Annotated in this window: 23 protein-coding genes; 14 read left to right on the top strand and 9 right to left on the bottom strand. The window is 46.3% G+C overall.

Annotated features, from left to right (window positions below; all coding sequences use genetic code 11):
- Nucleotides 1–6 precede the first annotated feature (6 nt).
- Nucleotides 7–354: a HopJ type III effector protein gene (locus OM978_RS15475; protein ID WP_264343173.1), complete on the top strand. Its 348-nt coding sequence runs from the start codon at nt 7–9 to the stop codon at nt 352–354.
- A gap of 72 nt (nt 355–426) precedes the next feature.
- On the opposite strand, the gene OM978_RS15470 is transcribed toward OM978_RS15475, so the two are convergent.
- The 3 genes from OM978_RS15470 to OM978_RS15460 all read right to left on the bottom strand — a co-directional run bounded on the left by OM978_RS15470 (nt 427) and on the right by OM978_RS15460 (nt 2,826).
- Complete coding sequence (locus OM978_RS15470) at nt 427–819, bottom strand: response regulator (protein WP_264343172.1); 393 nt, start codon at nt 817–819, stop codon at nt 427–429.
- Between the two features lie 97 nt (nt 820–916).
- Nucleotides 917–1,930, bottom strand: a complete 1,014-nt coding sequence (locus tag OM978_RS15465) for a helix-turn-helix transcriptional regulator (protein WP_264343171.1) — start codon at nt 1,928–1,930, stop codon at nt 917–919.
- The gene (locus OM978_RS15460; protein ID WP_264343170.1) at nt 1,927–2,826 is read right to left on the bottom strand and encodes a GGDEF domain-containing protein; all 900 of its coding nucleotides are present in this window, start codon (nt 2,824–2,826) and stop codon (nt 1,927–1,929) included. Before OM978_RS15460 ends, OM978_RS15465 begins: the two co-directional genes overlap by 4 nt.
- Before the next feature lie 219 nt (nt 2,827–3,045).
- On the opposite strand from OM978_RS15460, the gene OM978_RS15455 reads away from it, so the two are divergent.
- Genes OM978_RS15455 through OM978_RS15445 form a run of 3 tightly spaced genes read left to right on the top strand, consistent with a single transcriptional unit; the run spans nt 3,046 to nt 9,099 of the window.
- Nucleotides 3,046–5,799 carry a TonB-dependent receptor gene (locus OM978_RS15455; protein WP_264343169.1) on the top strand — a complete coding sequence of 918 codons (2,754 nt, stop codon included), beginning with the start codon at nt 3,046–3,048 and terminating at the stop codon, nt 5,797–5,799.
- Nucleotides 5,800–5,809: 10 nt separating this feature from the next.
- Nucleotides 5,810–7,213, top strand: coding sequence for a purple acid phosphatase family protein (locus OM978_RS15450; protein ID WP_264343167.1), 1,404 nt, complete (start codon nt 5,810–5,812; stop codon nt 7,211–7,213).
- Nucleotides 7,210–9,099, top strand: a complete 1,890-nt coding sequence (locus tag OM978_RS15445) for a phytase (RefSeq protein ID WP_264343166.1) — start codon at nt 7,210–7,212, stop codon at nt 9,097–9,099. The genes OM978_RS15450 and OM978_RS15445 overlap by 4 nt, the downstream gene beginning before the upstream one ends.
- Before the next feature lie 99 nt (nt 9,100–9,198).
- On the opposite strand, the gene OM978_RS15440 is transcribed toward OM978_RS15445, so the two are convergent.
- The 3 genes from OM978_RS15440 to OM978_RS15430 all read right to left on the bottom strand — a co-directional run bounded on the left by OM978_RS15440 (nt 9,199) and on the right by OM978_RS15430 (nt 10,409).
- A complete protein-coding gene (locus OM978_RS15440) occupies nt 9,199–9,378 on the bottom strand; it encodes a hypothetical protein (protein ID WP_264343165.1) in 180 nt (59 codons plus the stop codon).
- Between the two features lie 79 nt (nt 9,379–9,457).
- Nucleotides 9,458–9,691, bottom strand: a complete 234-nt coding sequence (locus tag OM978_RS15435; RefSeq protein WP_264343164.1) for a hypothetical protein — start codon at nt 9,689–9,691, stop codon at nt 9,458–9,460.
- 10 nt (nt 9,692–9,701) lie between these two features.
- A complete protein-coding gene (locus OM978_RS15430; RefSeq protein WP_264343163.1) occupies nt 9,702–10,409 on the bottom strand; it encodes an SIMPL domain-containing protein in 708 nt (235 codons plus the stop codon).
- A 271-nt stretch (nt 10,410–10,680) separates the two neighbouring features.
- Between OM978_RS15430 and OM978_RS15425 the strand changes: the two genes are divergently transcribed.
- The 3 genes from OM978_RS15425 (at nt 10,681) to OM978_RS15415 (ending at nt 14,381) form a co-directional block, all read left to right on the top strand.
- Nucleotides 10,681–11,424 (top strand): dienelactone hydrolase family protein, encoded by a 744-nt coding sequence (locus tag OM978_RS15425; RefSeq protein ID WP_264343161.1) that lies wholly within the window; start codon nt 10,681–10,683, stop codon nt 11,422–11,424.
- A 91-nt stretch (nt 11,425–11,515) separates the two neighbouring features.
- Nucleotides 11,516–12,661: a 23S rRNA (uracil(747)-C(5))-methyltransferase RlmC gene (gene rlmC / locus OM978_RS15420; protein ID WP_264343159.1), complete on the top strand. Its 1,146-nt coding sequence runs from the start codon at nt 11,516–11,518 to the stop codon at nt 12,659–12,661.
- Nucleotides 12,662–12,812: 151 nt separating this feature from the next.
- Nucleotides 12,813–14,381, top strand: a complete 1,569-nt coding sequence (locus OM978_RS15415; RefSeq protein WP_264343157.1) for a methyl-accepting chemotaxis protein — start codon at nt 12,813–12,815, stop codon at nt 14,379–14,381.
- Between the two features lie 34 nt (nt 14,382–14,415).
- Here OM978_RS15415 and OM978_RS15410 read toward each other — a convergent pair whose 3' ends face one another.
- Complete coding sequence (locus OM978_RS15410) at nt 14,416–16,638, bottom strand: GspE/PulE family protein (RefSeq protein WP_264343155.1); 2,223 nt, start codon at nt 16,636–16,638, stop codon at nt 14,416–14,418.
- 109 nt (nt 16,639–16,747) lie between these two features.
- The gene (locus OM978_RS15405) at nt 16,748–17,272 is read right to left on the bottom strand and encodes a SixA phosphatase family protein (protein WP_264343153.1); all 525 of its coding nucleotides are present in this window, start codon (nt 17,270–17,272) and stop codon (nt 16,748–16,750) included.
- 59 nt (nt 17,273–17,331) lie between these two features.
- Here OM978_RS15405 and OM978_RS15400 point away from each other — a divergent pair, with 59 nt between their 5' ends.
- The 7 genes from OM978_RS15400 (at nt 17,332) to OM978_RS15370 (ending at nt 23,003) form a co-directional block, all read left to right on the top strand.
- Nucleotides 17,332–17,958, top strand: coding sequence for an energy transducer TonB (locus OM978_RS15400; protein ID WP_264343152.1), 627 nt, complete (start codon nt 17,332–17,334; stop codon nt 17,956–17,958).
- 75 nt (nt 17,959–18,033) lie between these two features.
- Nucleotides 18,034–18,603, top strand: a complete 570-nt coding sequence (locus OM978_RS15395) for an RNA polymerase sigma factor (RefSeq protein ID WP_264343150.1) — start codon at nt 18,034–18,036, stop codon at nt 18,601–18,603.
- Complete coding sequence (locus OM978_RS15390; protein ID WP_264343148.1) at nt 18,593–19,162, top strand: hypothetical protein; 570 nt, start codon at nt 18,593–18,595, stop codon at nt 19,160–19,162. Before OM978_RS15395 ends, OM978_RS15390 begins: the two co-directional genes overlap by 11 nt.
- 68 nt (nt 19,163–19,230) lie before the next feature.
- Nucleotides 19,231–19,737, top strand: a complete 507-nt coding sequence (locus OM978_RS15385; protein ID WP_264343146.1) for a M48 family metallopeptidase — start codon at nt 19,231–19,233, stop codon at nt 19,735–19,737.
- Nucleotides 19,734–20,234 (top strand): gamma-glutamylcyclotransferase family protein, encoded by a 501-nt coding sequence (locus tag OM978_RS15380; RefSeq protein ID WP_264343144.1) that lies wholly within the window; start codon nt 19,734–19,736, stop codon nt 20,232–20,234. The genes OM978_RS15385 and OM978_RS15380 overlap by 4 nt, the downstream gene beginning before the upstream one ends.
- A 4-nt stretch (nt 20,235–20,238) precedes the next feature.
- Entirely contained in the window at nt 20,239–21,456 is a 1,218-nt protein-coding gene (locus OM978_RS15375) for a serine hydrolase domain-containing protein (RefSeq protein WP_264343143.1), read from the top strand.
- A 77-nt stretch (nt 21,457–21,533) separates the two neighbouring features.
- Nucleotides 21,534–23,003, top strand: a complete 1,470-nt coding sequence (locus tag OM978_RS15370; protein WP_264343142.1) for a hypothetical protein — start codon at nt 21,534–21,536, stop codon at nt 23,001–23,003.
- Nucleotides 23,004–23,401: 398 nt separating this feature from the next.
- Here the strand turns inward: OM978_RS15370 and OM978_RS15365 are convergent, their stop codons facing one another.
- A complete protein-coding gene (locus OM978_RS15365; RefSeq protein WP_264343141.1) occupies nt 23,402–25,381 on the bottom strand; it encodes a cache domain-containing protein in 1,980 nt (659 codons plus the stop codon).

Raw genomic sequence — 25,381 nt, 5'->3', positions numbered from 1 at the left:
TCTATCATGCTAGAAAATTTTTTCCGTCAGTTGACGACAGATCCAGACAGTATTAGCTTTTCGCAAAGTATAGAGCTGATTGAAAGCTTATATAATTTTTCCGAAACGGCTTTTCGTAATGGCGATAAACACAATGCGGCAGGGGAGAATAACGGCTCGTGCAAGATATTTGCTTTTGCTTTGTTGCACCGTTTATCCGAGCCACAAGCTTTGCAAATGTTTGGCGATTATTACCGCAAAGATGTGTTATCAAGCCCGGCAGGTTCAGATCATGCCAATATAAGGCAGTTTATGCAGTACGGCTGGGATGGTATTGAATTCGCCGGTCAGGCGCTCAGCCCAAAAGCTGTCTGATAATTAATCCATACAACTATGCAATAGGGCTGGGATTGAATTCGCTGACCAGATATTGAGCCCCAAATCAGCTTAAGCAGATTGGGCTTGAGGCAAGTTGCAGATACGATTGATAGTTGCCTGAATTTTTTGCGGGGTAAAAGGTTTGGCCATAAAACCGCTGGCACCGCCTTCGACACTACGTTTCACATTTTCCACTGTGCTGTGTGCTGACATAATCACCACATGGCAGTTGGGTTCTAATGCTTTGATGCGGGTTAATAGGTCGTGGCCATTGCTATCCGGCAGTTCAATATCCAAAAAAATTACATCAGGGTGATCGGTGCTGATGGCCATCAAGGCTTGTTGACCTGTGCTGGCTTCTGCAACTTTTTCAGCGCCCATAATACGCAGATTTTGACTTAAAAAATAACGAACTGAACTGACGTCATCGACGATCAGAATAGAGGATTGATCTATGGTCATGCGCAACATCCTTGCTTGGGGCATTCACTTGGCTTAAGCATGTCGTGATCCTGTCAAAAGCGCAATAAATAAACGATATTATTGCCAGAAAGCAGGATTAAGAGCGTAACTGGCTTGGTAGTAAACCTGTCCAGCGCTTAAATGCGCGACGGAAATTGTGTTCGTCGGAATACCCCAGCCGGCTTGCTAGTTCTTTATTCGACATGCCTTGTAGTAATAAGGCTTGCTGCGCAGCGCAGGCTTTCACCTGATCCTGCAACTGTTGATAGCTGGTGTGTTGTTGTGCCAATAAACGTTTAAAACTACTTAAACTCAACCCCCAATGCCGTGCGGCTTCTTCTTGTGATGGCGATTGCCTTAGCACAGTAAAAAGCCATTGTTCCAATTGTTCAGTAAAGCTGATTTTTTCTGGTATCGACTGCTGCAAATACTGGCACCAATTCTGTTGTTGTTGCCAAAGCTTAGGATTAGCGTCGGCAAAAGAATGCTTTAGCAGCGCAAGGGGCAAGGACAAACAATTTTGCAAACAAAGTTCTGGTATCAGTTGCCATTGATGCTGGTACAACCAACAGGTTTCATGATCCAGGCTCGTTGCACTGATACTTAGTTTTGATGTATCACTGAGCTGTTGTTTCACTAAACCCAGTAGGTAGTGAAGAATCAACTGCTCTATAAAAACCTGCTGTTTTCCCAAAGCAAAAGAGGGCCTTAACACTAAACGTAATTGACCCTGCACCCGCTGCAGGCGCATATAAACCAAAGGCAACAGTTGGGAGCGGTAGCGGTAAAAACTCAGTAAAGCTTGCTGTAAGTTGGCACTGTGTCTGAGCATCAATAGCAAAGGCGAGTGATTGTGATGCAACCAACTTTGGGCCGTTAAATAGGCCAGTTCAGGCCCTGGTAAGACTTTTTGGCAATTGCTAACTAGCTGCAAATACTGTTGTGGGCTGATTTTTATCGTGGCTTTACGTAAGTCTTCTTCAAATAATCTGGTGCCTTTAAGCAGAGTATCTAAAGCGAAACCGCGACGTTGGCACAATAAAATCATATCCAGCGCTACAGCACTGAACAGCAACGCTTTGTCATCAAAAGCCAGCAGCACTTTGCTCACACCAGACTCCACTGAGTTTGCTGTTGTTTTTGCTTTTGCAATTGTTGCCACAGTTGAGATAACAATCGCTGGGGTTTAGTCACATGCTGTACTGCTGTGATTTCAGTGATGGTCCAGTGCAATTGGGTATGAAGGTGCAAACTCAGTTGGCTGGTGGCATTTTGCAATAAACTTTGAGCTATCGCCTTATTACTTTGTGGCATCAATATGACAAATTTGTCGCCGCTGTAACGACAAACTAAATCGCCGGATCTGAATTGCACCAGCGTCAGCTCACTAAGTTGTTGCAGCAATAAATCTGCCGCTGCCATACCTTGTTCTTTGTTAAAGCGGGCAAACTGACTGATGTCCAGCAAGGCCAGACAAAAAGGCTGCTGGTGCTGTTGTTGTAACTCCAGCTCACGTTTAAGTACGGCCAGCAAATACTCTGGTTTATAAAGTTTGGTTAAAGGGTCAAGCAACTGATAATGCCGTAAATGCAGCTCGCGGCTGGCTAGTTGCTGATTAATAAAACGTTGTTCTTTATGCCAGCCAATCAGGCCTAAAGTTAAAATCAGCATGCCAATAGGAGCCGGAATAGATTCAAGCCAGCTCAACAGCCTGTGGCTGTCAGGGTATTGGAAAAACTCGTCCAGTAAGTTCAGCTGATAGGACAACACCAGCAATAAAGAGCCTACATAAAGGCCGTTAGTTACAGGGCCCGCAGGTCTGCTGGACAACACCAGTAATAACCAGGCTATCACTACGGCAAGGCTGCTGCCTTCACCCAGAATATCCATCCAGTCAATTTCTGCTGCCGTTTTTAGCTCGCCATAATTCACCGCCAGCAAAATGCAGAGCACAAATAGCAAAGCGGTCAACCAGAGTTTGGCCGGATGCTGTGAGCTAAATCCCATAAGAGCTTCCGCATCATAAAAGACAGACTATGAAGCCCAGTCTGAACTTGGCAGATGACAGTCACATGACAGAAATCAATGTGGCAGAGCTAAGCAGACCCCGGGTCCGCTTAGCTCAGACAGAGCCGCTTTGACACGCTGAGTTGTCATAAAAACGCCGCAGAATAAATTCCAATCAACATAACAGTTTTAACTTACTCAGGAATTGGGGTTCTTCTTATGCAAACGAACAGATTGTTTCGTCGCGCTTTATTGGCCAGCAGCATCAGTTTGATCTGCGCTTCAGCCATGTCAGTGCAGGCCGCAGAATTAACAGGCCGGGTGGTGGATAACCGTCAGGTGTTGTTGTCTGGTGTGCAGGTGAGTATTCCGGCATTAAAAATCAGTAAAGTCACAGGCCATGATGGTCGTTTTGTGTTTTCCAATTTACCTGAAGGTCAATACCAGCTGCAATTTAGCTACGCTGGTGTGCCACAGCAAAAATCAGCAGTGAACCTGACTGCCGATCAGATGATGGGCGATATCACATTAGCTAAAGTGGAATCCGGAATCGAAAAACTGGAAGTTCAGGGCCAGTTGGCGTCAGCAGGTAAGGCTTTAAGTCAGCAACGTTTTGCCAGCGGTATTGTCAGTGTGGCGACAACGGATGAACTGGGCCAGTTCCCGGATAAAAATGTCAGTGAGTCCTTAGCCCGTTTAGCAGGTTTGTCTGTTGAGCCGGATCAAGGCGAAGGTCGTTTTATCCGGGTGCGAGGTTTAGCGCCGGATTACAATACAGTGACCTACAACGGTACCCAGCTGGCTGCGCCTGAATCTGGCCGTCGTGCCGTGGCTTTGGACGTGATCCCCTCTGATCTATTGTCCTCTGTTGAAGTCACCAAAACCATAGCCCCTGAACAAGCAGCGGGTTCTCTAGGTGGCACTGTCGATATCAAAAGTATTTCCGCTTTTGACCGAAGCCATGATTTCTATAGCTTTAGCGCGGAAGGCAGTTACAACCAGCAACAAAGCGAAACCAGCCCAAAAGTATCAGGTTTATACAGCAGCATTTTTGATGTCGCTGGTGATAAAGACGCTTTAGGTGTGGCTTTGTCTGCCAGTTATGCCGACCGTAAATTTGGCTCAGACAACGTCGAGACTGGTGGTAACTGGGAAATTGAAGACGAAGCTTTAGCTGAGTTTGAGCAGCGCCAGTATCAAATCAGCCGCAAACGTATGGGCTTAGCGCTGAACTTAGATTACCGCCCTGAAGGCGATACGGACTACTACCTGCGGACTTTGTACAGCAAGTTTACCGACGATGAAGTGCGTCAGGGTTTACTCACTGAATTTGAAGAACCAGTTCAGGCTGGCGTAGATTCAGCAGGTGAGCTTGTGCGTGGTATTAAAGCCCGTGAAGAAACTCAAACCATCAGTGCTGTAGTGTTGGGGATGCAACAACAGTTAGCAGACTGGCAGTGGAAAGCCGAAGTAGGCGCCAGCAAAGCCGATGAAAAAACACCTTTTAGTCTGGCCGATGGTCAGTTTAAGCAAGAATTTGACGAAGGTTTAAGTTTCAGCGGCACTGATAAGCTGCAGTTACTGGCACCAGAGTCGGCTTACAGCGCCGAAGACTACGAGCTGGATGAAGTCGAGGTCGCTGACACCTTCACCGAAGAAAAAGAGAAAAACGCCAAGTTTGATTTAAGCCGCGAATTGCTGCAAAGCTGGGGCGCACTGGAACTAAAAGCTGGCGTGAAATGGAGTGACAGAAGCAAAGTTGCAGATGAAAGCCTGTGGCTGTATGAAGATTTAGAAGATGCAGGCCTGACCAAATTAACCCTGGCCGATTACCCTATGGGCAATGCAGATTACGGTTTAGGTCGGTTTGGGCCAGCCATTAATCCTGGCCTGTTATTGTCAGAATTAAGCACGTTAGACAGAGATGATTATCTGGATCCAGTGGAATCGCAAATTAACGATTTTCGCGTAGATGAAGAAATTAAAGCCGCTTATCTGCAAGGCAACTGGCAAGGCGAAAACTGGCAAGTCATTGCAGGGAGCCGTTTTGAACATGACCAACGTGACGCTGTAGGTAGCAAATACGACGCCACGACTGAAGAATTCAGCCCACAATTATACAGCGGCTCTGAATCACACTGGTTACCAGCCGTGATCAGCCGTTACAGTCTGTCAGATCAAACCCAGGTGCGAGCCGCCATTACCAGTTCTTTAGTGCGTCCAAGTTTTGCTCAACTGGCACCGGCTTTTGTGCTGGAAGAAGATGATGGTGATGTTGAAGCCAGCTTTGGTAATCCGGCACTTGAGGCTTTAACTTCAACCAACCTGGATTTAGGTGTGGAGTACTACCCGGACAAGTTAGGCGTCATGTCAGCGATGTTGTTCTACAAAGACATTAAAGACTTTATTTATGCTACAGACCTGGCAGGTCAGGGTGAATATCTGGACTTTAATCACGCCGAAACTTTTATCAATGGTGATGATGCCACTTTGTATGGTCTGGAGCTGAACTATGTGCAGCAACTGCAAGGCATCAGCGAGTTTTGGGATCACTGGTTAGTCTCAGCCAACTTAACCTTAAGCCGCTCTGATGCACAAATTAGTTGGTTTGATGATGGCGAGCTGCTGACCCGTGATATTGATTTACCCAGTCAATCGGATAAAACCGCCAATATGGCCATTGGTTATGAAGACAACAGCTGGAGCTTACGTTTAGCTGCGAATTATAAGTCTGATTATCTGGTGGAAGTTAGTGAGTTTGACGACCCGGCTTATGACTTATTCAGCGACAGTCAGCTGCAATGGGATTTCAGCGCTAAATGGAAAATCGACCCAGCTGTGCAGTTGTACTTTAATGCGGTGAATTTAACAGATGAGCCCTATTACAACTACACAGGGACACGTGCCTTTAATGCTCAGTACGAAGAATATGGCCGTACTTTTGCCGTCGGTATTCAGTTAACCAACTGGTAAGGGGCGCTTTATGACGATAACTCCTATGAGCAAGAAGAGCTATCAAAAACTGCAGGGGCCAGTTGTTGGCCTGCTGCTGGTTTTAAGCTGTATGGCCAGTGCCAGTAACACGTCAGTACCTGAAGGAAAAAGCCGGTATCAGGCAAGTAGCTTTGCCGATCGCATAGTGCTGTTACCTGCTAGCGATGCGGCCAGCAGTCAGGCGGTGGGTTGGCGCAGTAATCAGGTGAAAAGCCAGCTGCAATGGGCTAACGCTATTGATGGCCCTGCGCTGGAGCTGGATGCTAAAACGCTGGATATCAAAGGCACTTTAGTGAAGACAGACAATGGCCCGGCTTATTTTTATAAAGCTGTTATATCTGGCTTACAAAACGATACCTTGTATGCCTACAGAGTCAAAGGTGAAGGCAACTGGAGTGAGTGGCTGCAATTTCGCACTGCCAAAGCAGAGTTTGAACCTTTTAGTCTGCTGTATTTTGGTGATGCGCAAAATAACTTAAAAGCGCATTTTTCACGGCTGGTGCGCAGTGCTCAGCAGCAAGTGCCACAGGCTAAGCTAATGCTCCATGCTGGTGATTTGGTCAATTCCCGTTACGGCATATTGGATCACGAATGGGGCGAGTGGTTTGACGCTATAGGCTGGGTGGGCGCTATGACGCCGCAGCTGATTGCCGCTGGTAACCATGAATACCTGAAAAGTACAAATGCCAAAGGGGAAGAAGGCAGGGAGCTGGCCGCACAATTTACCGCGCAGTTTCAGAGCCTGAACAACGGCCCAACGTCTTTGCAGGATACAGTGTTTTACCACGACTATCAGGGCGTACGCTTTATTGTGCTGAACTCCACTGCTGCAGTGGAAGATGAAAGCCTGGCTAAAGTGCAAGCCGACTGGTTAAAGCAGGTGCTTTCGAATAATCCGAACCGCTGGACTATCGCCATCTATCATCATCCGATGTTTTCGGTGTCTTTAGGCCGTGATAACCCAAGATTACGCCAGTACTGGCAGCCATTATTTGACCAGTACAAAGTCGATTTGGTGTTGCAGGGCCACGACCATGTCTACGGCCGCTATCAGCCTGAGAATAAAGGCCCGGTGTATATGGTGTCAGTGGCTGGTCCAAAAATGTATCTGGTGTCGAAGGCGGCCAGAGCCAAAATGACTCAGGTCGGCGAAGATACCCAGTTATTTCAGCAACTGGATATCAGCGAAAACCAGCTAAAAGTAAAAGCCATGACAGTGACTGGCCGCTTATACGACAGCTTCACCTTAAAGCGTCAGAGCGATGGTTCGAACCTGTTGCAGCAACAATTTAAAGCCAAAGTGGCCCATTGCAGCGCTAAAACCGTCAACGACAACAAATGCTGGCAAGGCACAGAATTCAGCGCTGCAGAAAGCGCCCCGGAGAAAAAATGAAATACTCTTTAATTGCAACCTTAGTATCGGCAACCATGCTGATGGCCTGTCAGGCGCAAAGCCAAAACAGCGCAACAATTGACCCGGCTGCAGCTGTCTATGCAGAGCTCACTACCACAGTAGGGCAGTTTCAAAGTTCTGCTACTGCCTTAGTCTGGCACGATGGCAAAGGTGCAGTGATCCAACAATGGCCTGGTGTATTTCGCCGTTTAAAAGCTTTGCCTCAGGCTGATGGCTCTGTGTTATTGGCTGCCATTGAAACGGAAAGCAATCAGCTGCATTGGTGGCAATTGCAGGGCAAAACAGTACAGCGTTCTGGTAAACAGTTGGTCAGTCAACTGGTGGTGGACGATTTATGCTGGTATCAAAGTACGGAGAACAAACAACTTAGCCTGTTTTTAATAGGTGACAGAGGCTTAGGTGAGCAGTGGTTACTGGCGCAGGATTCGAAGTTTTTAGCAGCGCCTTTGTCTATCCGTAATTTAAACCTGCCCACTGATGCCACAGCCTGTGCTGTGGATCAGCAAAAAGGCACCTTGTATCTGGCTGAAGGCGCGACAGCGCTCTGGTCTTACAATGCGGAAGTGGAGTCCGACGAAGGCCGCACCCTGATTGATGTGCAGGCTCCTTTTGGCAAACTCACAGGTGAATTGAAAGCGCTGGAATTTACTGCAGATAGCACTTTAGTGGCGTTACAGGAAGAACCTGCTTTGCTGCAAAGTTATCAAACTCAAGACGATGCTTTGGTGTGGCAACAGAGCAAAGCCATCAGAGCGCTAGAGACTGCAGAGCAGTTAGGCCTCGCTGCAGGCAGCTTGTCTGTTGTCAGTGAAGATGGTCAGCATACGCAATTAAAAGATAAAGCTTATCGGGCGCAAGCAGCCGTCTTGCCAGAGCGTTCCACTCTACCGATGCAGCAGTTAAAGCCAACTTTGGAAACTGTGGCCGTCAGTTACAGAGGGGACGCAATAGACGATCCTGCTGTCTGGCAACACTCAGCCACTCCAGATAACAGTCGTATTTTAGCCACAGACAAAAGAGCGGGTGTGGCTGTCTACAACATGAAAGGCGAGCAGCTGCAGTTTTTACATGTAGGTCGGGTTAACAATATCGACCTGCGTTATGGCCTTGAGTATCAGGGTAAAAAACAGGATATAGCCGCAGCTACCTTAAGAGCGGATAACTCGGTACAACTTTTTGCAATAGATGCGCAGGGGCAAGTGAAAACAGCACTGAAATTTGCCACACCTTTTAGCGATATTTATGGTTTGTGTTTGTATCAGTCAAAACGCAGCGGTCAGACTTATGTTTTTGCCAATGACAAAGATGGCACAGTGTTGCAGTACCAGATCAGCTCCAATGGCCAGAGCTGGAGCGCCAAACAAGTACGACGTTTAAAAGTGCCAAGTCAGCCGGAAGGTTGTGTGGCCGATGATCAGAACGACGTGCTGTTTTTGGGCGAAGAAGATGTAGGTATTTGGCGTTTTGCTGCTGATGCCAAAGCGGATACCAAAGGCGAACTGGTAATTAAAGCCGATGGCGATGTGCTGGTGGCTGATGTGGAAGGTTTGGCTTTGTTACCAGCAGAGCCAGCAAAAACACCGTATTTACTGGCATCCAGTCAGGGCAATGACAGTTATGTGTTGTTTCAGGCAACTGCCCCTTTTAAAGCCGTAGCCCGCTTTCGTATTCGCTTAAATGCAGAGTTGGGAATAGATGGCAGCTCAGAAACCGATGGCCTGGAGCTGACCACTTTGTCCTTGGGTAACGGTTTTGAACAAGGTGCTGTGATAGTACAGGATGGTCGTAACCGGATGCCGGAACAAGGTCAGAACCTGAAACTGGTGCCTTTAGAGCAGTTATTGGAATTACTGCCAGCGCATTGAATACAGCTTGATGACGAACAATAAAAAGGCCGGTGTTTGATTAAACACCGGCCTTTTCACACGTCCTGCCAAATTAAAATAAAAACAAAAAATAAAAACTTAACATCTGCCTTTTTTCGCTTGTCCAGGTGGACAATGTTTGCCATGACCCTGACCTTCAACTATTACGCCCGGAATCAGAACTTTAGGTGGTTCTACAGTTACACTTGGACCTCTGACGGCACAGCCTGTTAAACCTGACATCAGCACAACAGCAACAAAAGCTGAATATATACGCATTTTTTTCCCTTTTATTTAAACTTACCAGCTTAGCTTAGTGCTAATACCATCAATTGTACAACTCAGCGCCTAAGTCAGATCAGTCATCATGATGATAATGACGTTTATGTTTTTTATGCTTTTTATGGTAGTGCCTGTCCTGATGATAATGGCGCTCTTCGTAGACCACTACCGTTGGTCTTGGCTCCACTATCACTGCCGGGCCATAATAAGCTGGTGGCTCTACCCACACAGTGGGGCCACGTACCGCACAACCTGTCAGGGTTAGCAGTGCGGCAATACTTGCGGTCATCAACAATGCTTTTTTCATCATAAGCTCCGTTTTAATCTGACAGGTAGTAGTCAACTGTCGCTACTACTCTGACTTTTTTGATATAAGGCGTATTGCTGTCACGGTCAGTAATACTGAACTGGCCCTGGCTTGCCGTTTTAATTTTGCCCAGTTTACTGTCTGAGTCAGCTGCAAATTTAGTGGCCACTTCACGGGCATTGCGCGTCGCTTCTGCAATCATGTCGGGCTTTAATTCGTTTAAACCACTGAAAATAAATTCGGGTTTACTGTCGTAGTCCTGACCTGCTATCGCGATACCGGTTTTACTTAATTCCAGTAACTTCGCCATGGCCTGATGCACTAAATCGACATTGCTGCTGTACACCGTCACAGTTGAGCTGGCTGTATAACGCATCTGATTGGCATTGGGGTCGTAATAACCCGCCTGACGATCAACAATTTGTGGCACAGCGACAGTGATTTCTTTTTGACTAAAACCCTGCAGCTTTAAAAACGCCTGAATTTGCTCGTTTTTACGTTCAACATTGGCTACCAAAGTGGTCAGGTTGTTGTCGACATCGTTAAACTTAATAGGCCAAATCACAGTGTCTGCGGCTACTTCTCGCTCCGACAAACCTTTCACCTGTACCACACGCTCCATAGCCCTGAATTCAATCAGGCTATTGGCTAAAATGGCGCTACCTGCGACCATACCTGCGGCTAACACTGCGGCAGCAACCCACGAGCGGGACTGGACCATATAAACTCCTTACATTTAGATAAGCTAAGTGTATGCAGAGTAGCTGAATGGCTGATTAATACTGTATATACCCGTCTTACTTGAAGCTGTAGCTTTGTTGACTGCACCCTCTCGCCCCAGTCTCATAGGTTTACTATGCTCCTGGGGTCTCTAAGGCTTGTCGCCTCGCTACAACTGTAATTACTTGGGTATAGATAGCGGAAACATGCTGGTGCCTTTGTATTTTGCTGATTATGATGGAAGCCCAGCCTTCTATTTCAGACAAACTTTTATGCAAATTGAACACAGCAAAGTCACCTTAATTACGCCAACAGGGCCAATGCAGGTGTATCAGTACCAGCCTTTAGCTGCTGCAAGCGCAGTTAAAACTTATCCGGCTATTTTGTTTTATTCAGAAATTTTCCAACAAACAGCTCCTATTGCCCGTAGTGCCGCCATTCTCGCCAGTCATGGTTTTGTCGTGCTGGTACCTGAGATTTTCCATGAGTTAAATCCGCTGGGTACTGTGCTTGCTTATGACGACGCGGGCAAAGACAAAGGTAATCAGGATAAATGGACTAAACCACTGGAAAGCTACGATAGCGACAATCAGGTGATGTTGGATTATTTAAAAACCTTGCCTTATGTCCGGCCTGAAGTGGGGGCTATGGGCGTTTGTATTGGCGGTCATCTGGCGTTTCGTGCAGCTTTGAATCCGGCTATTAAAGCCAGCTATTGTTTGTATGCTACAGATTTACACAGCGATACCTTACCTTGTGGTGAAGGTCAGCAAACCTTAAGCCGCTCTGTTGATATTCGGGGCGAACTGGTGATGGTCTGGGGCAAACAGGATCCTCATGTATCCCCTGAAGGTCGGCAGAAAGTGTACCAACAACTGACTGAAGCCAAAGTTAGTTTTAGCTGGTATGAATACAATGCCCAGCATGCTTTTATGCGTGATGAAGGCGAGCGTTATGATGCAGCTTTGGCGCTGCAGAATTACCAGCAAGCTGTGGCCTTGTTCCGTCAGATGTAAGTCGTACTGGTAGTTTTTCTGGCTTTGGTTTTACTTTAGGCCGTAAAATAGCGGCCATGAAGCCAAAGCCCTTGAGTGCAGTTGAGAAACGATGAATTGTGTTGAGTTTTTAGCCGGACGTTGTAACTCCTGTAATCAGCTTGCTGTACCTTATGCTACACAATTGGAGCAAAAACAGCAGCAACTGGCACTTTTGATGGCGCCTTTTGCCGAAGCTGAACTTTTGCCTGTTGTGGCAAGCGAGGAACAAGGTTTTCGTACTAAAGCCAAAATGGTGGTGTCCGGTACAAAGGATCAGCCTGTGCTGGGGATTCTAAACGGCCAAACCCCTGTCGATTTATCAGTCTGCCCTTTATACCCTGCAGCTTTTGCGCCTGCTTTTGCTTTGATTAAAAGCTTTATTCAACGTGCGGGCTTAACTCCTTATCAGTTGGAGCAGAAACAAGGCGAGCTGAAGCTTATTTTGCTCAGTCAAAGTCAGCATTCCGGCCGCTTTATGCTGCGATTTGTGCTGCGCTCTAAAAACTGTCTGGCCTCTATCCAAAAACATTTACTCTGGTTACAACAACAATGGCCAGAGTTAGAAGTGTGTTCAGTCAACCTGCAGCCTGTGCATATGGCTGTGCTGGAAGGGCCGGAAGAGATTGTATTGACCTCACAAGAGTTGCTACGTGAAGAGTTAAACGGCATACCTCTGTATTTAACGCCACAAAGTTTTTTCCAGACCAATACTTCAGTGGCTGCAGCTTTGTATGCCACAGCAAAACAATGGGCAGACTCATTGCCCGGGCAAAAACTTTGGGATTTGTTTTGTGGGGTTGGTGGTTTGGGTTTGCATCTGGCAAGTTCTACTCAAGGTCAGCTGCGGGATTTAACCGGCATTGAAATTGCTCCCAAAGCTATTGCCAGTGCCACTCGTTCAGCCTCTGAACTCGGCCTTACTGCAGTTAAATTTCAGGCTCTGGATGCAGCCGCTTTTGCGAAAGCGTCAGAAGATGCGCCTGATCTGCTGTTAGTGAATCCACCCAGACGAGGCTTAGGCGCTGCGCTTTGTCAGTCTGTACTGGCATTACAACCGGCATGGCTGATTTATTCGAGCTGCAATCCAGAGACGCTCGCCAGCGATTTAGCTTTGTTGAACCAGGACTATCAGCTGTTAAAAGTGCAACTCTTTGATATGTTTCCTCATACTCATCACGCAGAAGTGCTAACCTTGTTGCAAAGGCGTAGTGTCTGATAAGCCATTCAGCAAGTTATATATATTTCTTACATTTCCTGTCCAAGACTTCAATCTGCTGCTAGGTTTTTATCAGTATTTTCATTTCCCTGTTTTAGTTCACATTCGTTGAATTTAGCTCTATCGTAGATCACTAAGGAGAGTGTCGCAGATGCGTAAGAACCTACCTGTTACCGAAAAAGAACGTACTTTTCCAAAAGAGCAGCAGCTTATTTCTTCTACTGATATCAAAGGCACGATTTTGCATTGTAACGATGCTTTTGCCTCGATCAGTGGTTTTAGCAAAGAAGAGCTTGTCGGCAAACCTCATAATGTGGTGCGGCATCCGGATATGCCCGAAGCTGCATTCAAAACCATGTGGAGTTATTTACAGCAAGGTAAGCCCTGGATGGGGCTGGTAAAAAATCGCTGCAAAAATGGCGATTATTATTGGGTCAATGCCTATGTCACACCTGTCACGGAACATGGTCGTATCGTGGGGTACGAATCGGTGCGTACTGTGCCCAGCCGTGCTCAGGTCGCTCATGCAGAGCAATTATATAAAGCTATTAATGACGGGAAAAATACCGACAAAGCTGGCTCAGATGTGGCCGCTGATTTGCGCTGGTCGGTTTTACCTTTGGTCGCAGTCATTATCTCAGCCATTTTATGGTGGGCTTTAGGTTCTGGCGCCGCTGCAATTGCTTTTGCTCTGACGACAGTGCTTGGTTATGGCTTGGGAGTTATGCGCTATAAGCAATCATTGAACAGCTTGCTGGAGTTAATGCCCACCGCATTTACCGATACCTTGGCTGTAGCTTCATATGCAAAACACCAAGGCAGGCAAGGGCAGTTGGAAGTAGCGTTATTAGCTGAGTCTGCTCACTTAAATACCGTATTGACCCGGATTGAAGATGCGTCAACTAAAGTGGCTGTGCAGTCGGACCAGGTACGGCATTTATCCGTCGATGCGGCTGACAGCATTCGTAAACAACAGATGCAAACCGAACAGGTTGCTACTGCGATGAATGAAATGACGACTACTATCGCCGAGGTATCTTCTCATGTGCAGGACACAGCGAGCAAAGCTGATGATGCAGATGCATTAGCCCGTTCGGGCTCCGCAGTAGCGGGTCAGACCCGAGGTGCTATGCAACAGTTGCAAAAAACGGTGAACGATATCAGTCAGTCTGTCGCAGATTTGGCTGAGCAAACTAATAAAATTGTGGGTGCTGCGCAAATTATCGAGCAGATCGCCGAGCAAACGAACTTACTGGCATTAAACGCAGCTATTGAAGCGGCGCGCGCTGGCGAACAAGGCCGTGGTTTTGCCGTGGTTGCGGATGAAGTGCGGCTATTGGCGTCCCGTACTACAGCATCGACCAAAGAGATTTATGAGATTATTCAGCAGCTGTCGACCAAAGCCAAAGCCTCTGTAATGGTGGCGGAAAATGGCCGGAAGGATGCGGAATTGGGTGTGACTCAGGTTGCTCAAACGGAAAAAGCGCTGGAAGGCATTAGTGTTGCAGTCAGTAGTATTGCTGCTATGGCGGGACAAATGGCCGCTGCTGTAGAAGAGCAGGCTCATGTGGCTGAAGATATTAATCAGCAAATTGTCAGTATTTCTGATCTTGCCAGTAAATCACTAAGTCAGGGCACAGCGGTCAGCGAAAGTGGTAAAGATTTACAAAATACTTCTGAGCAGTTGCATGAACTGGTGGAGCGTTTCCGCAAAGTGTAATTTGCCTGAGCAGACTAAAGTCGGTGAGCCGGCTTTAGTCTTCAAACACCGAAATAGCCTGCAGTTGTTTAAAGTCTGTGACTCCGGACAACACTTTTAAAATACCGTCCTGCACCAAAGTGCGCATACCATCAGTGATAGCCTGCTGCTGAATTTGTTCTATGCTGGCTTTGTGATAAATCAGTTGCCTCACTTTGGCGGTCACCGGCAACAGCTCATGCACACCCACCCGGCCTTTATAACCTGTTTGTTCACAAGCCGGACAACCCTTGGCTTTGTAAAGTGTCAGCGGGCTTTTTAGCTCAAGTTCTGGCGCAAAAGCCAGGCCATAATGCCGCTCTATATAATCCTGTTCTATCTGGTCTGGTTGATAGGCTTCTTTGCATTTAGTACATAAGGTCCGAACCAGCCGCTGTGCCAGAATACCGATGCAGGCGTCAGCAAAGTTAATAGGATCTATACCAATATCAATCAGTCGGGTAATGGTTTCAGGTGCTGAATTGGTGTGCAGTGTGGATAAGACTAAGTGCCCTGTGAGTGAGGCTTCGATACCGGCGTGTGCTGTTTCTTTGTCACGCATTTCGCCTATTAAAATAATATCCGGATCGGCGCGCAGAAAAGCTCGCAAAGCCACGGCAAAGGTTAAGCCAGATTTGTTGTTCATTTGCACTTGCTGTAAGCCAGGCTGGGTAATTTCAACCGGGTCTTCAGCTGTCCAGATTTTTTTATCCGTGGTATTCAGCCGTCCTAAAATCGCATGCAAAGTGGTGGTTTTCCCTGAGCCTGTAGGGCCAACCACCAACAAGACACCATGAGGATGTTTGATCATCTGCGACATCATCTGGTAATTACGTGGGCTCAGTTGCAGCTTATCAAAAGGCAAAGCTTCTCCACTGGCTAAAATCCGCATCACCACACCTTCACCAAATACTGTAGGCAAAGTGGCAACCCGCACTTCGATGATTTTATTCGCCAGTTTGACGCTGAACTTACCATCCTGTGGTAGACGTTTTTCGGCTATATCCAGCCGCGCCATAATTTTAATGCGGGATACAACGGGGGGCATAAAAGCGGGTGGAATTTGAATGAGCTCACGGCATTCGCCATCAATACGTAAACGCACGCGACAGGAGCTTTTGCCTTTACCGGATTCAATATGAATATCAGAGGCATTCAGGCGCTGTGCGTCCATTAAAACCCGGTTCACCAGCTTAACCACCACTGGAGTTTCTTCTGATATGCCTTCGTCTTCCTGTTGCAGAGTCTCAAGCGTCAGATCATCATCGGCTTCATTTAATAAATCGCCAAGCTCAGTTAAGTTATCCTCTTGCTGGCCTTTGATGTAGTGATCGATATCGTCAGGTAAAGCAACATGAATATCGTAACTTAATAAGCCCGTCGCCCGTTCCACTTCCATCAGCGTATCGGCGTGGTTTGGGTTGGTCAGAGCTATCACCACTTTGCCGGATTGCTCTTCGAGGATCACCAGATGGTTTTTCAGCAGGTAAGAGCGGTTCAGTTTGCTGTTCAGCCCATGTAACTGATACTTATCAGGTTCAAAGCCAATAAAACTGACTTGATAAAAAGCTTCAAGCGATAAGCCCAGCTGTTCTTTACTGATTTTGTAGTCGGTGATGATTTTATTCACTTGCGTGGCAAAATCTTGTGGTGGCTGATTTAACTGTTGTAACTGACTGGCTGAGATTAAATTACGGTGTTGCAAATAATCAAAAGGCCCACGGGTTGCACCTAATTCATAACGAAATTTCTGGCCCAGTAATTGTGCCAGCTGCATGGCTTTATCACAGTCTTCCTGGCTAAAAGCTACTGCTGTTTTGGTATTAATCAGTTGGATCACACCTAACAATACGTTTTGTTCAGTGATAGGTACGGCCAGAACAGAGCGGGTGCGAAAGCCTGACTTCTGATCAAACTGACGGGCGAAATTGAGTTTAGGGTGGATCAGATGCAACTCCTGTTCATCGTAAGCATCTTTAATCAGCACTGATTTTTTACTTAAAGCGACATAACCCGCTATGGATTGTGGACCTATGGGCACGCGGATTTCAGTCAGTTCTGAACCGGTTTTAAAACGCGAATAAATATCCTGACTGTGGTAACTCCGCTGATAAATAGTGATACGTTCGGCGGTAAATAGCTGAAGAATTTGTGCTTCCAGTTCGGGAAATACATCCAGAAAACGTTCAGAGTTGTGGATAGACTGAAACAGTTCTAACAATTTCTGATAAAACGCCATAAAGCCCCTGCACCAGACTGTAGCTTGTCAAAGAAAGAAAAACTTCGCTGCAGTCAGTCTAGCATAGGGGATTATTTTTGCTGTGAGGCTACTGTGCTAAGTGCTTGATCTAGCTATTCGATGAAGCGCAGATTGCTGGCTGCACAATGGTATAACTAAATAAACTATAAGCTTGCCCCGACTGTTTTAACTGATAGACCACGCCATAGTCTTGTTCGGTGATCTGTGGCGCTGGTAGCTGACTGAGCAGATGGATCAGTTCAGGCGTGGTATTGCTGTGGCCAACCACCAGCACTGTGTTGTCTTGTTGCAGGATTTTTGCAGCAAGAGCAGGCAAATCACTGGCGTTATAAGGCTGTAGCTTTGCATCAGATTGGGCCAATGCAATCTGCTGTGCCGTTTGTTGAGTACGCTGATAGCCGCTGTGGTAAATGGCACTCAGGGCTGTGGGGATTAGTTTTGCCATCGCCTTAGCTTGCGCCAGACCACAAGGACTTAGCACCGGGTCTTTATCCGCAGATTTTAATTTTTCGGCATGTCGCACCAGATAAATCTCAAGCGGAGTTGCGTGCAAAGTCCAGGCTGTCACGCCAAGCAGTGTGATTCCGGCAAAAGCTGATAATTTTTTGATCACTGGTTAACCCCTTTTTTCCCGCTGTTTCGTCTAATTAAAAAACCAGTGGAGAATGCCAGATGAACAGAACAGAAACCAGTACAGACACACAGAAACTAATGACTGCTGCTTTGCCAGCATTGGTGATTACCTTCTTATTGTTTGCCTTGATGCAGCAGTTGATAGAAACAGATGCGATATCTATCAGAGCTACCCCTATCCCCATTGATAATGAACTGCCTGAACCACGAAAAGACAGTCAGCCAAACCATATAGTGCGCACTTTGCCAGAGCCAGAAAAACCTATGCCAAGGCCAGAATCTTTTACACCCGATGCGACAGGAGAGGCTGGGCCTTTAGTGGAGGTATCTGTAGATCCTGTGTTACCTACACCGGGTTTAGGCGCTGCGGGGGATTTTATGCTACTGGATAAAACTGCCACAGCACTAGTTCGTATTGATCCTAAATACCCGGCACAAGCTGCTAAAGATGGCATTGAAGGTTGGGTAAAGTTAAGTTTTTCAATTGACGCGACTGGAGCTGTTATTGACGTACAAGTGCTGGATGCTGAGCCCAAACGTATTTTTGACCGCGAGGCCATCAAAGCGCTGAAAGCCTGGAAGTATCAGCCGCAAATGAAGGATGGAAAAGCTTTAGCGCAGCAAGGGATGCAGGTACAGCTGGATTTTAGTCTGGATAAAGCATAACAATAAGACACAACAATAAAGCACAAAGTCAGCATCAGTTTGATGCTGACTTTGTGCAAAAAAGAGGAGCAAAGGATGCTGTTATCCTGGTTAACCAGACGTGACACAGAACCAGAGTCTGATCCGTTATCGCTGATGCAAAGTTATATTCAGACAGATAACCCAGCTTATCTTGCCCGGTTGGTCCACTGCTATGGTGATGATTTATATCATTTTTTATTAAAACAAAGTGATCCTGCCCTGGCTGCAGATCTGAGTCAGCAAAGTTGGCTAAAAGTGATGGAACAAAAACAACAATTTGCCGGACACAGCAGTTTTAAAACCTGGTTGTTTGCCATAGGCCGCAACCTGTTACTGGATGAACTCAGAAGACAAAAGCGCTGGGTGTATGAGCTAAGTGAAGATTTACCGGCGCAGCAGTCGGGACCTGTACAAGTACTGGAGCAGGATCAGGACAATTTAAAGCTTCAGCAAGTGCTGATGCAACTGCCTGTGCTGCAGCGGGAAAGTGTGCTGTTGCAGCTGGAAGGTTTCAGCCTGCAGCAGATAGCACAGATCACAGCTGCAGAACCCGAAACCGTCAAAAGCCGTTTACGTTATGCACGGCAAGTGTTAGCAAAACAGCTTGGAGGGCATGATGAATAAGCTGGATGAAAAACTGCAGCAGTTGTATCAGCAAAGTAAAGCTGAACACCCTATGCCAGAGCAATTAAAGCAGCAACTGTTGCAATTAAAATCAAAACCAAAGACTGCGAGCTGGAAATCCTTATGGCCGGCAGTGCAAGGGTTAGCTGCATGCGTTGCCTTAATCTGGCTGGCACAACAACTCTGGTGGCAACCAGCCTATTACCAAATCGTGGTGCAATCGGATGCTAGTTATCATCAAGTGCAATTGCATAGTTTGTCTAAAAACGAAACTTCACCACAGCCAACTGCTTACCTGCAACGTTATCAGCAGTACCAGCAAGCCCGTCAGCAGTTGGATCACAGTAATAGTCTGGTTGGACAGCTGCGTTTTGCTGACCAGCAATGGCAAATCGAAGTTTGTGATCAGCTGTTGGTCAAAATTGATCAGCAACTGGCATTGGAGTTACAGCAGGATATGCCGTGGCGGGCAGGACAGTGGGTTGAGATAAAAACCGGTCAGCAGGGACAAATTCTGGCCGTACAATCCGGAAAACAAGCGTTGCAGTGCAACAGCTAAAAAGAAAGGTTCACGGCAGGGCTTTTATTTTTTACACTAAGCGTCGTTTTTGTTCTGGATGATGCTTAGTGGAACCTGTTTTAACTTTTCTGACCTCGTATCCTGAAAGTGTGCGGGCGCAGGTGCAGTCTTTGATTGCGCAAGGGCGCCTGGCTGAAGTGCTGGCGACCCGTTATCCTGAACCGTCGCATGATATCCAGAATGACAAAAGCCTGTATCAGTTTACTCAGGAGCTGAAGCAACGTTTTGTGAAATCCAGCTCTCCGGTCAGTAAAGTGTGCTTTGATGGTAAGATCCATCTGGATAACAGTTTAGGTTTACATAGTTTTGTCAGCCGGGTGCAAGGTGGAAAACTAAAAGCCAAACAGGAAATCCGTATTTCTGCTTTATTTAAACAGCTGCCTTTTCCGCTGTTAAAGATGGTTGTGGTGCATGAATTGGCACACTTGCGCGAAAAAGATCACAACAAAGCCTTTTATCAATTGTGTCAGCACATGGAACCCCAGTATCATCAACTGGAATTTGACTTACGCCTGTTTTTAACTTTAAGACAGCTGGAAGGGAAAGCCTTATGAGCTCTGGTGATGCTGTATTTGTGTATGGTTTATTGACCTTGCCTGAAGTGGTGTATGCCATTACAGGTAAACATTACGCTATGCAACAAGCCAGTCTGGCTGATCACAAAAGCTATGGTGTAAGCCAGCAGCCAGGTGAAACGCCTATACCAGCCTTAACCCAAAGCCCAGGCTATGTGCAGCATGGACAGCTATTGCTTGATGTTTATCCTGCCGAACTTGAAAAGCTGGATTTTTTCGAGGAGCTGGATTCAGGTTTGTATCTGCGCCAAAAGGTCAGAGTTCAGTCTTCAGGCCAATGGCTGGATGCCTGGTGTTATATCGCAGGGCCAGCTTTGGTGCCCTATTTAGCCGGAGAATGGTCTGTGCAGCAGGTCAGTGAAGAACACAAAAAGCATTTAATTACGCAGTTGATACCGTCGATGTTAACGACTTATCATAACTTACATGCCAGTAGTGGCACTACAACAAAGGCAACCCCTTTGTCTGAGGACTAACACATTGAAATTAATCCAATTACTGGTGGGCGCATTCCTCGTCCTTTCCCCCCAGTTACTGGCGGCTGATGTTGATGAACTGGCTACCAACTTTGACTGGCATTTTCGCCAGACGTTAAAAAAGAACAATATTCCAGGTGCAGCTTACGCCATTGTCAAAGACAACAGAGTGGTGAAAGTGGGGGCTTACGGTGTGCGCTCTGTAGGCACCAAATCGAATATTGATGCTTACACTGTATTCCGACTGGCTTCTGTATCCAAGACTTTTGCGGGTCAATTGTCGTCATTGCTGGTGCATCAGGGCCGTTTTCAATGGAATGATCCTGTTACCCGTTACGTACCGGCTTTTTCCTTTAAAAGCCCCCGACATACAGGTGCGTTAAGAGTGGAGCACTTGTTATCACAAAGTGCAGGCCTGGTGCCTAACACTTATGATGATTTAATTGAAGCCAACCAAACGCCAGCCCAGATTTTACCTAAATTTCGTTACTTAAACCCACGTTGTGCACCAGGTAAATGTTATGGTTACCAGAACGTATTATTCAGTCTGATCCGGCCTGTGATGGAAAAAACCACCGGCAGCAGTTATGAAAGTTTGATGGAACAAAAACTGTTTAAGCCATTAAAAATGCCAACAGCTTCAGTGGGTTATTCTGCTTTTTTAGCGTCGAAAAACCGCGCCATGCCTCATGTTCGGGTAAAACGAGGTTGGGCTGAAACCAAAGTAAATCCAAGCTATTACCGGGTCAGTCCAGCAGCAGGTGTTAATGCCAGTGTGATGGATATGAGCCAGTGGTTAATGGCACAGTTAGGTCAGTACCCGTCGGTATTAAGCCCTGCCATGTTGCAGGATGTGCGGACTAAAAGAGTGAAAGTGGCGGATGATTTAGGTGGTCGCACCTGGGGTCAGTATGTCACCACGTCACATTATGGTTTAGGTGTGCGTATTTTTAACTTTGGCGGTCATGAAGTCTATTACCATGGCGGTTGGGTAAAAGGTTACCGTACTGAAATGGCGTACTCCAAAGAAAAAGGCGTAGGTTTTGTGGTACTGATCAATGCTGAAACGAATCTGGTGGGCGATTTATCGACCTGGTTCTGGTCAAACTTACTGGCGGTTAAACCGCATAAAAAGAAACGTATTGCTGCGCAAATGCAGCAAGAGTGGGATCTGGAGATGGAATCAGAGACAGAGTGGCAAGCACCGCTGTTAGCGGACTAAAACCGAACCAGGCAAAGGACTGCTATACTCATTTTCGTACAATCTAAGTGGCCTGCTGAAAAGGATAGATGCCCGATATGTCGATGGGAACCATAAGTCAGTCTTCGTATAGTAAAACCGTAAAAACTATTCTTAGCAAAATTCATGATGCCACAGCTCTGAATGATTCAGTGTATGAAGTGGCCACTGATTATTTTCGTCATGCCAAACAGCAGGAAGAAAAACTGCAGCAATTACAGCTGCAAGTGCGAAAACTGGAACAAAAACCAGAGCCGTCTTCCGCTGAACAAAAAAAACTGGCTGAAGCCCAGTCTGCTTTAAAACTTTATATCCGTATGTTGGATGACAGTCGCGTTGAACGCTACAGAGCGTTAAAAGCCTTATGTTTGCAGGTGTTACAACTGACAGAAGGTGAAAGCTTTGATGAAACAGTACAAATGTCGTCTAAGTTTTTGGGCACTATTCAGCTGCTGGCACCAAGCAATGGCAAGTATGTTGCTCCGGTGAATCAAAAGTTTAAGCATTTATACAAAGGCGTTTTAAGTTTGCGTTTGCTCGACCGCTTACTGCTGGATAATGAGTTGAACAATAACTATGTGCAAGGTAAGGTGCGAGCCGCCAAAGAAATGCTGGATAATGCAGAGGCTGCTTATCAGGCCGACTATTCCCCTTTCCGTGACGATGTGCAGCTGCCTTTATTAATGGCTGCTATTTTGCAGGATATAGGCACTTATCATCCTGACGCTTTGGCTATTCTCAAAGGTGCGGATGGCGATCTGGACGAGTTTCGGGTGCTGGATGATGAAAACCGTGTTGCGCTGTTAAAAATCAATTATCAGGAGACACTGAGTTACGTCACGAAAGGCTTAGCCTGTGATCGTTATGTCGGCAATTCAAAAGAAGAACGGGAGCTGTTTAATCAAAACGAGCAGGACAAACTGAATTTTGTTTACACCTTGCTTAAAAACGCCATAAAACCTGAAGGTGGCGTAGGTAACCTTCTGAAAATTCCCCAGATTTATACCTCTGTTGTGTTGTCGACTAAATTAAACCACAGCTACGAGTCTTTGCCTAAAGCGGCTCTGGTGCTGCAAAGCGGTGTGGAGCGGGGGTATTACCATAAAGCTGCTGTGGATGCGCTGATCAAAATTACCGGCTTGTTCCCACAAGGCTATGGCGTGACCTATATTCCCAAAGACTCAGACAAGCGCGATTTGGACAGATATGAATATGCCTTGGTGGTGTCTTTGTATCCGCCCACGACAGATATGCCAATATGCAGGGTAGTGACCCGCAGTATGACCTTTAGTAACACAGGTACCAATGTAGTGGTTAGCGTGGATAACAATCTGTATTTCCCTGCGGCACGCAAGAAACTGGAAAAAATGAGCGAAGAGCGGCTGCTGGAGATTTTGAGTAAGCTGGTTTCTAACTTTGAAGAACGTAAGAATATGGAATTAATTCCTAAATGCTGGTTTCCTGACGAGTATTTCTCCTACAGTAAAAATCAGAATTTATGGAATAAAGTGACCACTATTCAGAATTGATTTGATTCTGTGCTGTGAAAAAAAGCCCGGCTATATAGCCGGGCGAAAAACAGCGGTCCAGGGAGATGAATAAAACCGCTTGCGCTAGAACTCTTCACTGCAAAAAACTGTGTATTTCCTGAAACTCATCACCTGATGATGACGACAAACGCTAATCCTAAAAACATGGACCATAGTGTCGGACATTGGTTCCGCGTCAGGTTGTACCAGTTTTCTGAATATAGAATGGGTGATCAACAGGCAGAGCAGTAGCTGAAGTTGTGATAGCTGTGTTCATCGCTGCATCCATCTTGTGTTGATTTGTGCTCAGCATAAAGATGGATGCAGATGAAAGATAACGCTTTAACTCAATAGCCTCTATCGGTTTAATTGATGAGGCGGCTTTGTCAGAATTTAAACTAGCAGTGCAGCAGTGCGCAGCAATACAGCGGGTTGTCGTAACCATCGCAAGTTTTGTACTCGCGATAGCCCTTAGAATAGGCGAGCGCAAGCCAATAAGACTGTCCGTGTAGAGTGACACGCTGACTGACAGGGTGCTGTTTTGCAGAGCAAAATAATTCGTCCGGCAAAGGCATACTATGTCCTGTTGGCCAGAGTTCGGTTGCGCTGGATGCCAAAATGGCACCTTTCTCATCGATAAAACAGGCGGAAAAATCAGCCTTCACTTCTCCCTGCTCATTTTTGGGCAAAATATCCAGCAACATTGCACTAAATTGTGGCGCGCTATCAAACACCAGCGCTATGCCCCCCTGAGCTTTACCTGTTGTGGTATCGGTAAAGACAGGCGCATGGTAGATGTAGGTCGATTGCTGCTGATACAAAGCACTGGGCTCAAAATCGCTGACCGCATACTGATGAGGGGAATTTAATAACAGGCAATCTGCAGAGCCGCTATTGTCAGGCATTTGCTGCAGCTGTTCTGTGTTATCTCTGGCGCAACATAAAATACGCTGTGTTTTGTCGTAGAGATAGATATTGGAATAAACTGTATATAAATCATTGATGTAAGTAAGTTCTTTTGCTGCTTCCTGCTGTTTTTCTGAGTCTGGTTGTCGTAGTAACTGCTGAAACTTTTTATTATGTGCCCACCAGCGACAGTCATTGGCGCGTTCATACAGATTCCTGTCCATAATATCCAGAGCTTGCCGTGCCAGCATCACCAACTCTTCCAGTTGGCTGTGTAATACGGTGTGAGCCAATTCTTCCACTGAATGAGAAAACACTTGATGGATTTCTTTGCCTATACCACGTATGGCATCAAGCACAGGCACAAATTCAACGGCGTCGTTGCGGGCTGCCGAAATAACGCCATTTAATACAATCAGACTGAGTTCATCATTGACCTGCAAAGACGAGCGATGAATATGAAATAGTTCTGGAAATAACTTAAGGTTATTAATATCCAGCTCTTGTTGTGCTGATTTAGGTTGATTCGACAAGCTTTTTACCGGTGTCCAGATCTGAGTTTGCCAGGCCGGACCAAAGTAACCCTGATACCCCTGAGTTTGCGCAAAACTGAGCAAGTAATCCCGGCTTTCTACTTTTCTTAGCCCCAATTGCTGTTGTCGTCCTGCGGTGTGTTGGGGCGGTAGCAGCTCGATGTCGGAGCTAAAGACAGTGCTGCCATCTTCAGATTGCAGCAACAATATACTTTGGCTATGTTCTGGCAGTAAGTTGTTGAAAATAGTCGTTATTTCATCATCAAACTTAAAGCATAAGCACAACACTCCAAGCGCACTACCTTGCTCTGACAGCACAGCCTGGGCATAAATCAGGCTTTGTTTTTGCTCAGGCTGCAGGTCGGAATACCTGAAGGTTTCGCTAAATTGCTGAGGCTGTTGCAGGCACTGCTGCACTAAGGGATCACGGCTGTATTTTTGCGTCTGCGAGGGGGCAAGTCTGAGCTGTATCTGTCCGTCAGGGCTGACTAAAACCACATCCTGATACACTGAATAATAGCTGACATAGTTGGCTAAATGCTGTTGCATTGCATCAACAGCTTCAACGCAAGGCTCTGCTAAAAAGCTACGAATTTGGCTGTCAGTGGCGAGAAAACCTATATCTGCTGTGCGTTCAAACAAGTTACGGATCAGCACGTCAATGGCAATCTGGCTACAAGCTTTGTCCGTTAACAGTGTTTTTTTGGTTTGTTCCAGCAGTAAGTTGTCGATCAGAATTTGTTGTAGCTCAGTGAAGCGTTTTTTAGTCTGATCCATGCTGTCGAGTATGGTAGAACCAAGGCGTAAGCTATTGATTTTCCCTATTAAAGTAACTTTACTCCACCAGCTGTCCAGTTCAGTTAACTTTTGTTCGTACTGTAAAACGCCACTCATGTGAGGTTTCAGATGATTTTTATGGTGTTCGAAAAAAAACTGCAT

Source organism: Rheinheimera sp. MM224 (assembly GCF_947090785.1).
Classification (GTDB): Bacteria; Pseudomonadota; Gammaproteobacteria; order Enterobacterales; family Alteromonadaceae; genus Pararheinheimera.
The sequence above is the reverse complement of the archived record's forward strand: the minus strand, read 5'-3'. Positions and strand labels throughout refer to the sequence as shown.

Excerpts from the sequence above, each read along its gene's own strand:
- OM978_RS15475 (WP_264343173.1), top strand. The coding sequence starts at position 7 with ATGCTAGAAAATTTTTTCCGTCAGTTGACGACAGATCCAGACAGTATT.
- OM978_RS15470 (WP_264343172.1), bottom strand. The coding sequence starts at position 819 with ATGACCATAGATCAATCCTCTATTCTGATCGTCGATGACGTCAGTTCA.
- OM978_RS15460 (WP_264343170.1), bottom strand. The coding sequence starts at position 2,826 with ATGGGATTTAGCTCACAGCATCCGGCCAAACTCTGGTTGACCGCTTTG.
- OM978_RS15455 (WP_264343169.1), top strand. The coding sequence starts at position 3,046 with ATGCAAACGAACAGATTGTTTCGTCGCGCTTTATTGGCCAGCAGCATC.
- OM978_RS15450 (WP_264343167.1), top strand. The coding sequence starts at position 5,810 with ATGACGATAACTCCTATGAGCAAGAAGAGCTATCAAAAACTGCAGGGG.
- OM978_RS15445 (WP_264343166.1), top strand. The coding sequence starts at position 7,210 with ATGAAATACTCTTTAATTGCAACCTTAGTATCGGCAACCATGCTGATG.
- OM978_RS15440 (WP_264343165.1), bottom strand. The coding sequence starts at position 9,378 with ATGCGTATATATTCAGCTTTTGTTGCTGTTGTGCTGATGTCAGGTTTA.
- OM978_RS15435 (WP_264343164.1), bottom strand. The coding sequence starts at position 9,691 with ATGATGAAAAAAGCATTGTTGATGACCGCAAGTATTGCCGCACTGCTA.
- OM978_RS15430 (WP_264343163.1), bottom strand. The coding sequence starts at position 10,409 with ATGGTCCAGTCCCGCTCGTGGGTTGCTGCCGCAGTGTTAGCCGCAGGT.
- OM978_RS15425 (WP_264343161.1), top strand. The coding sequence starts at position 10,681 with ATGCAAATTGAACACAGCAAAGTCACCTTAATTACGCCAACAGGGCCA.
- rlmC (WP_264343159.1), top strand. The coding sequence starts at position 11,516 with ATGAATTGTGTTGAGTTTTTAGCCGGACGTTGTAACTCCTGTAATCAG.
- OM978_RS15415 (WP_264343157.1), top strand. The coding sequence starts at position 12,813 with ATGCGTAAGAACCTACCTGTTACCGAAAAAGAACGTACTTTTCCAAAA.
- OM978_RS15410 (WP_264343155.1), bottom strand. The coding sequence starts at position 16,638 with ATGGCGTTTTATCAGAAATTGTTAGAACTGTTTCAGTCTATCCACAAC.
- OM978_RS15400 (WP_264343152.1), top strand. The coding sequence starts at position 17,332 with ATGAACAGAACAGAAACCAGTACAGACACACAGAAACTAATGACTGCT.
- OM978_RS15395 (WP_264343150.1), top strand. The coding sequence starts at position 18,034 with ATGCTGTTATCCTGGTTAACCAGACGTGACACAGAACCAGAGTCTGAT.
- OM978_RS15390 (WP_264343148.1), top strand. The coding sequence starts at position 18,593 with ATGATGAATAAGCTGGATGAAAAACTGCAGCAGTTGTATCAGCAAAGT.
- OM978_RS15380 (WP_264343144.1), top strand. The coding sequence starts at position 19,734 with ATGAGCTCTGGTGATGCTGTATTTGTGTATGGTTTATTGACCTTGCCT.
- OM978_RS15370 (WP_264343142.1), top strand. The coding sequence starts at position 21,534 with ATGTCGATGGGAACCATAAGTCAGTCTTCGTATAGTAAAACCGTAAAA.
- OM978_RS15365 (WP_264343141.1), bottom strand. The coding sequence starts at position 25,381 with ATGCAGTTTTTTTTCGAACACCATAAAAATCATCTGAAACCTCACATG.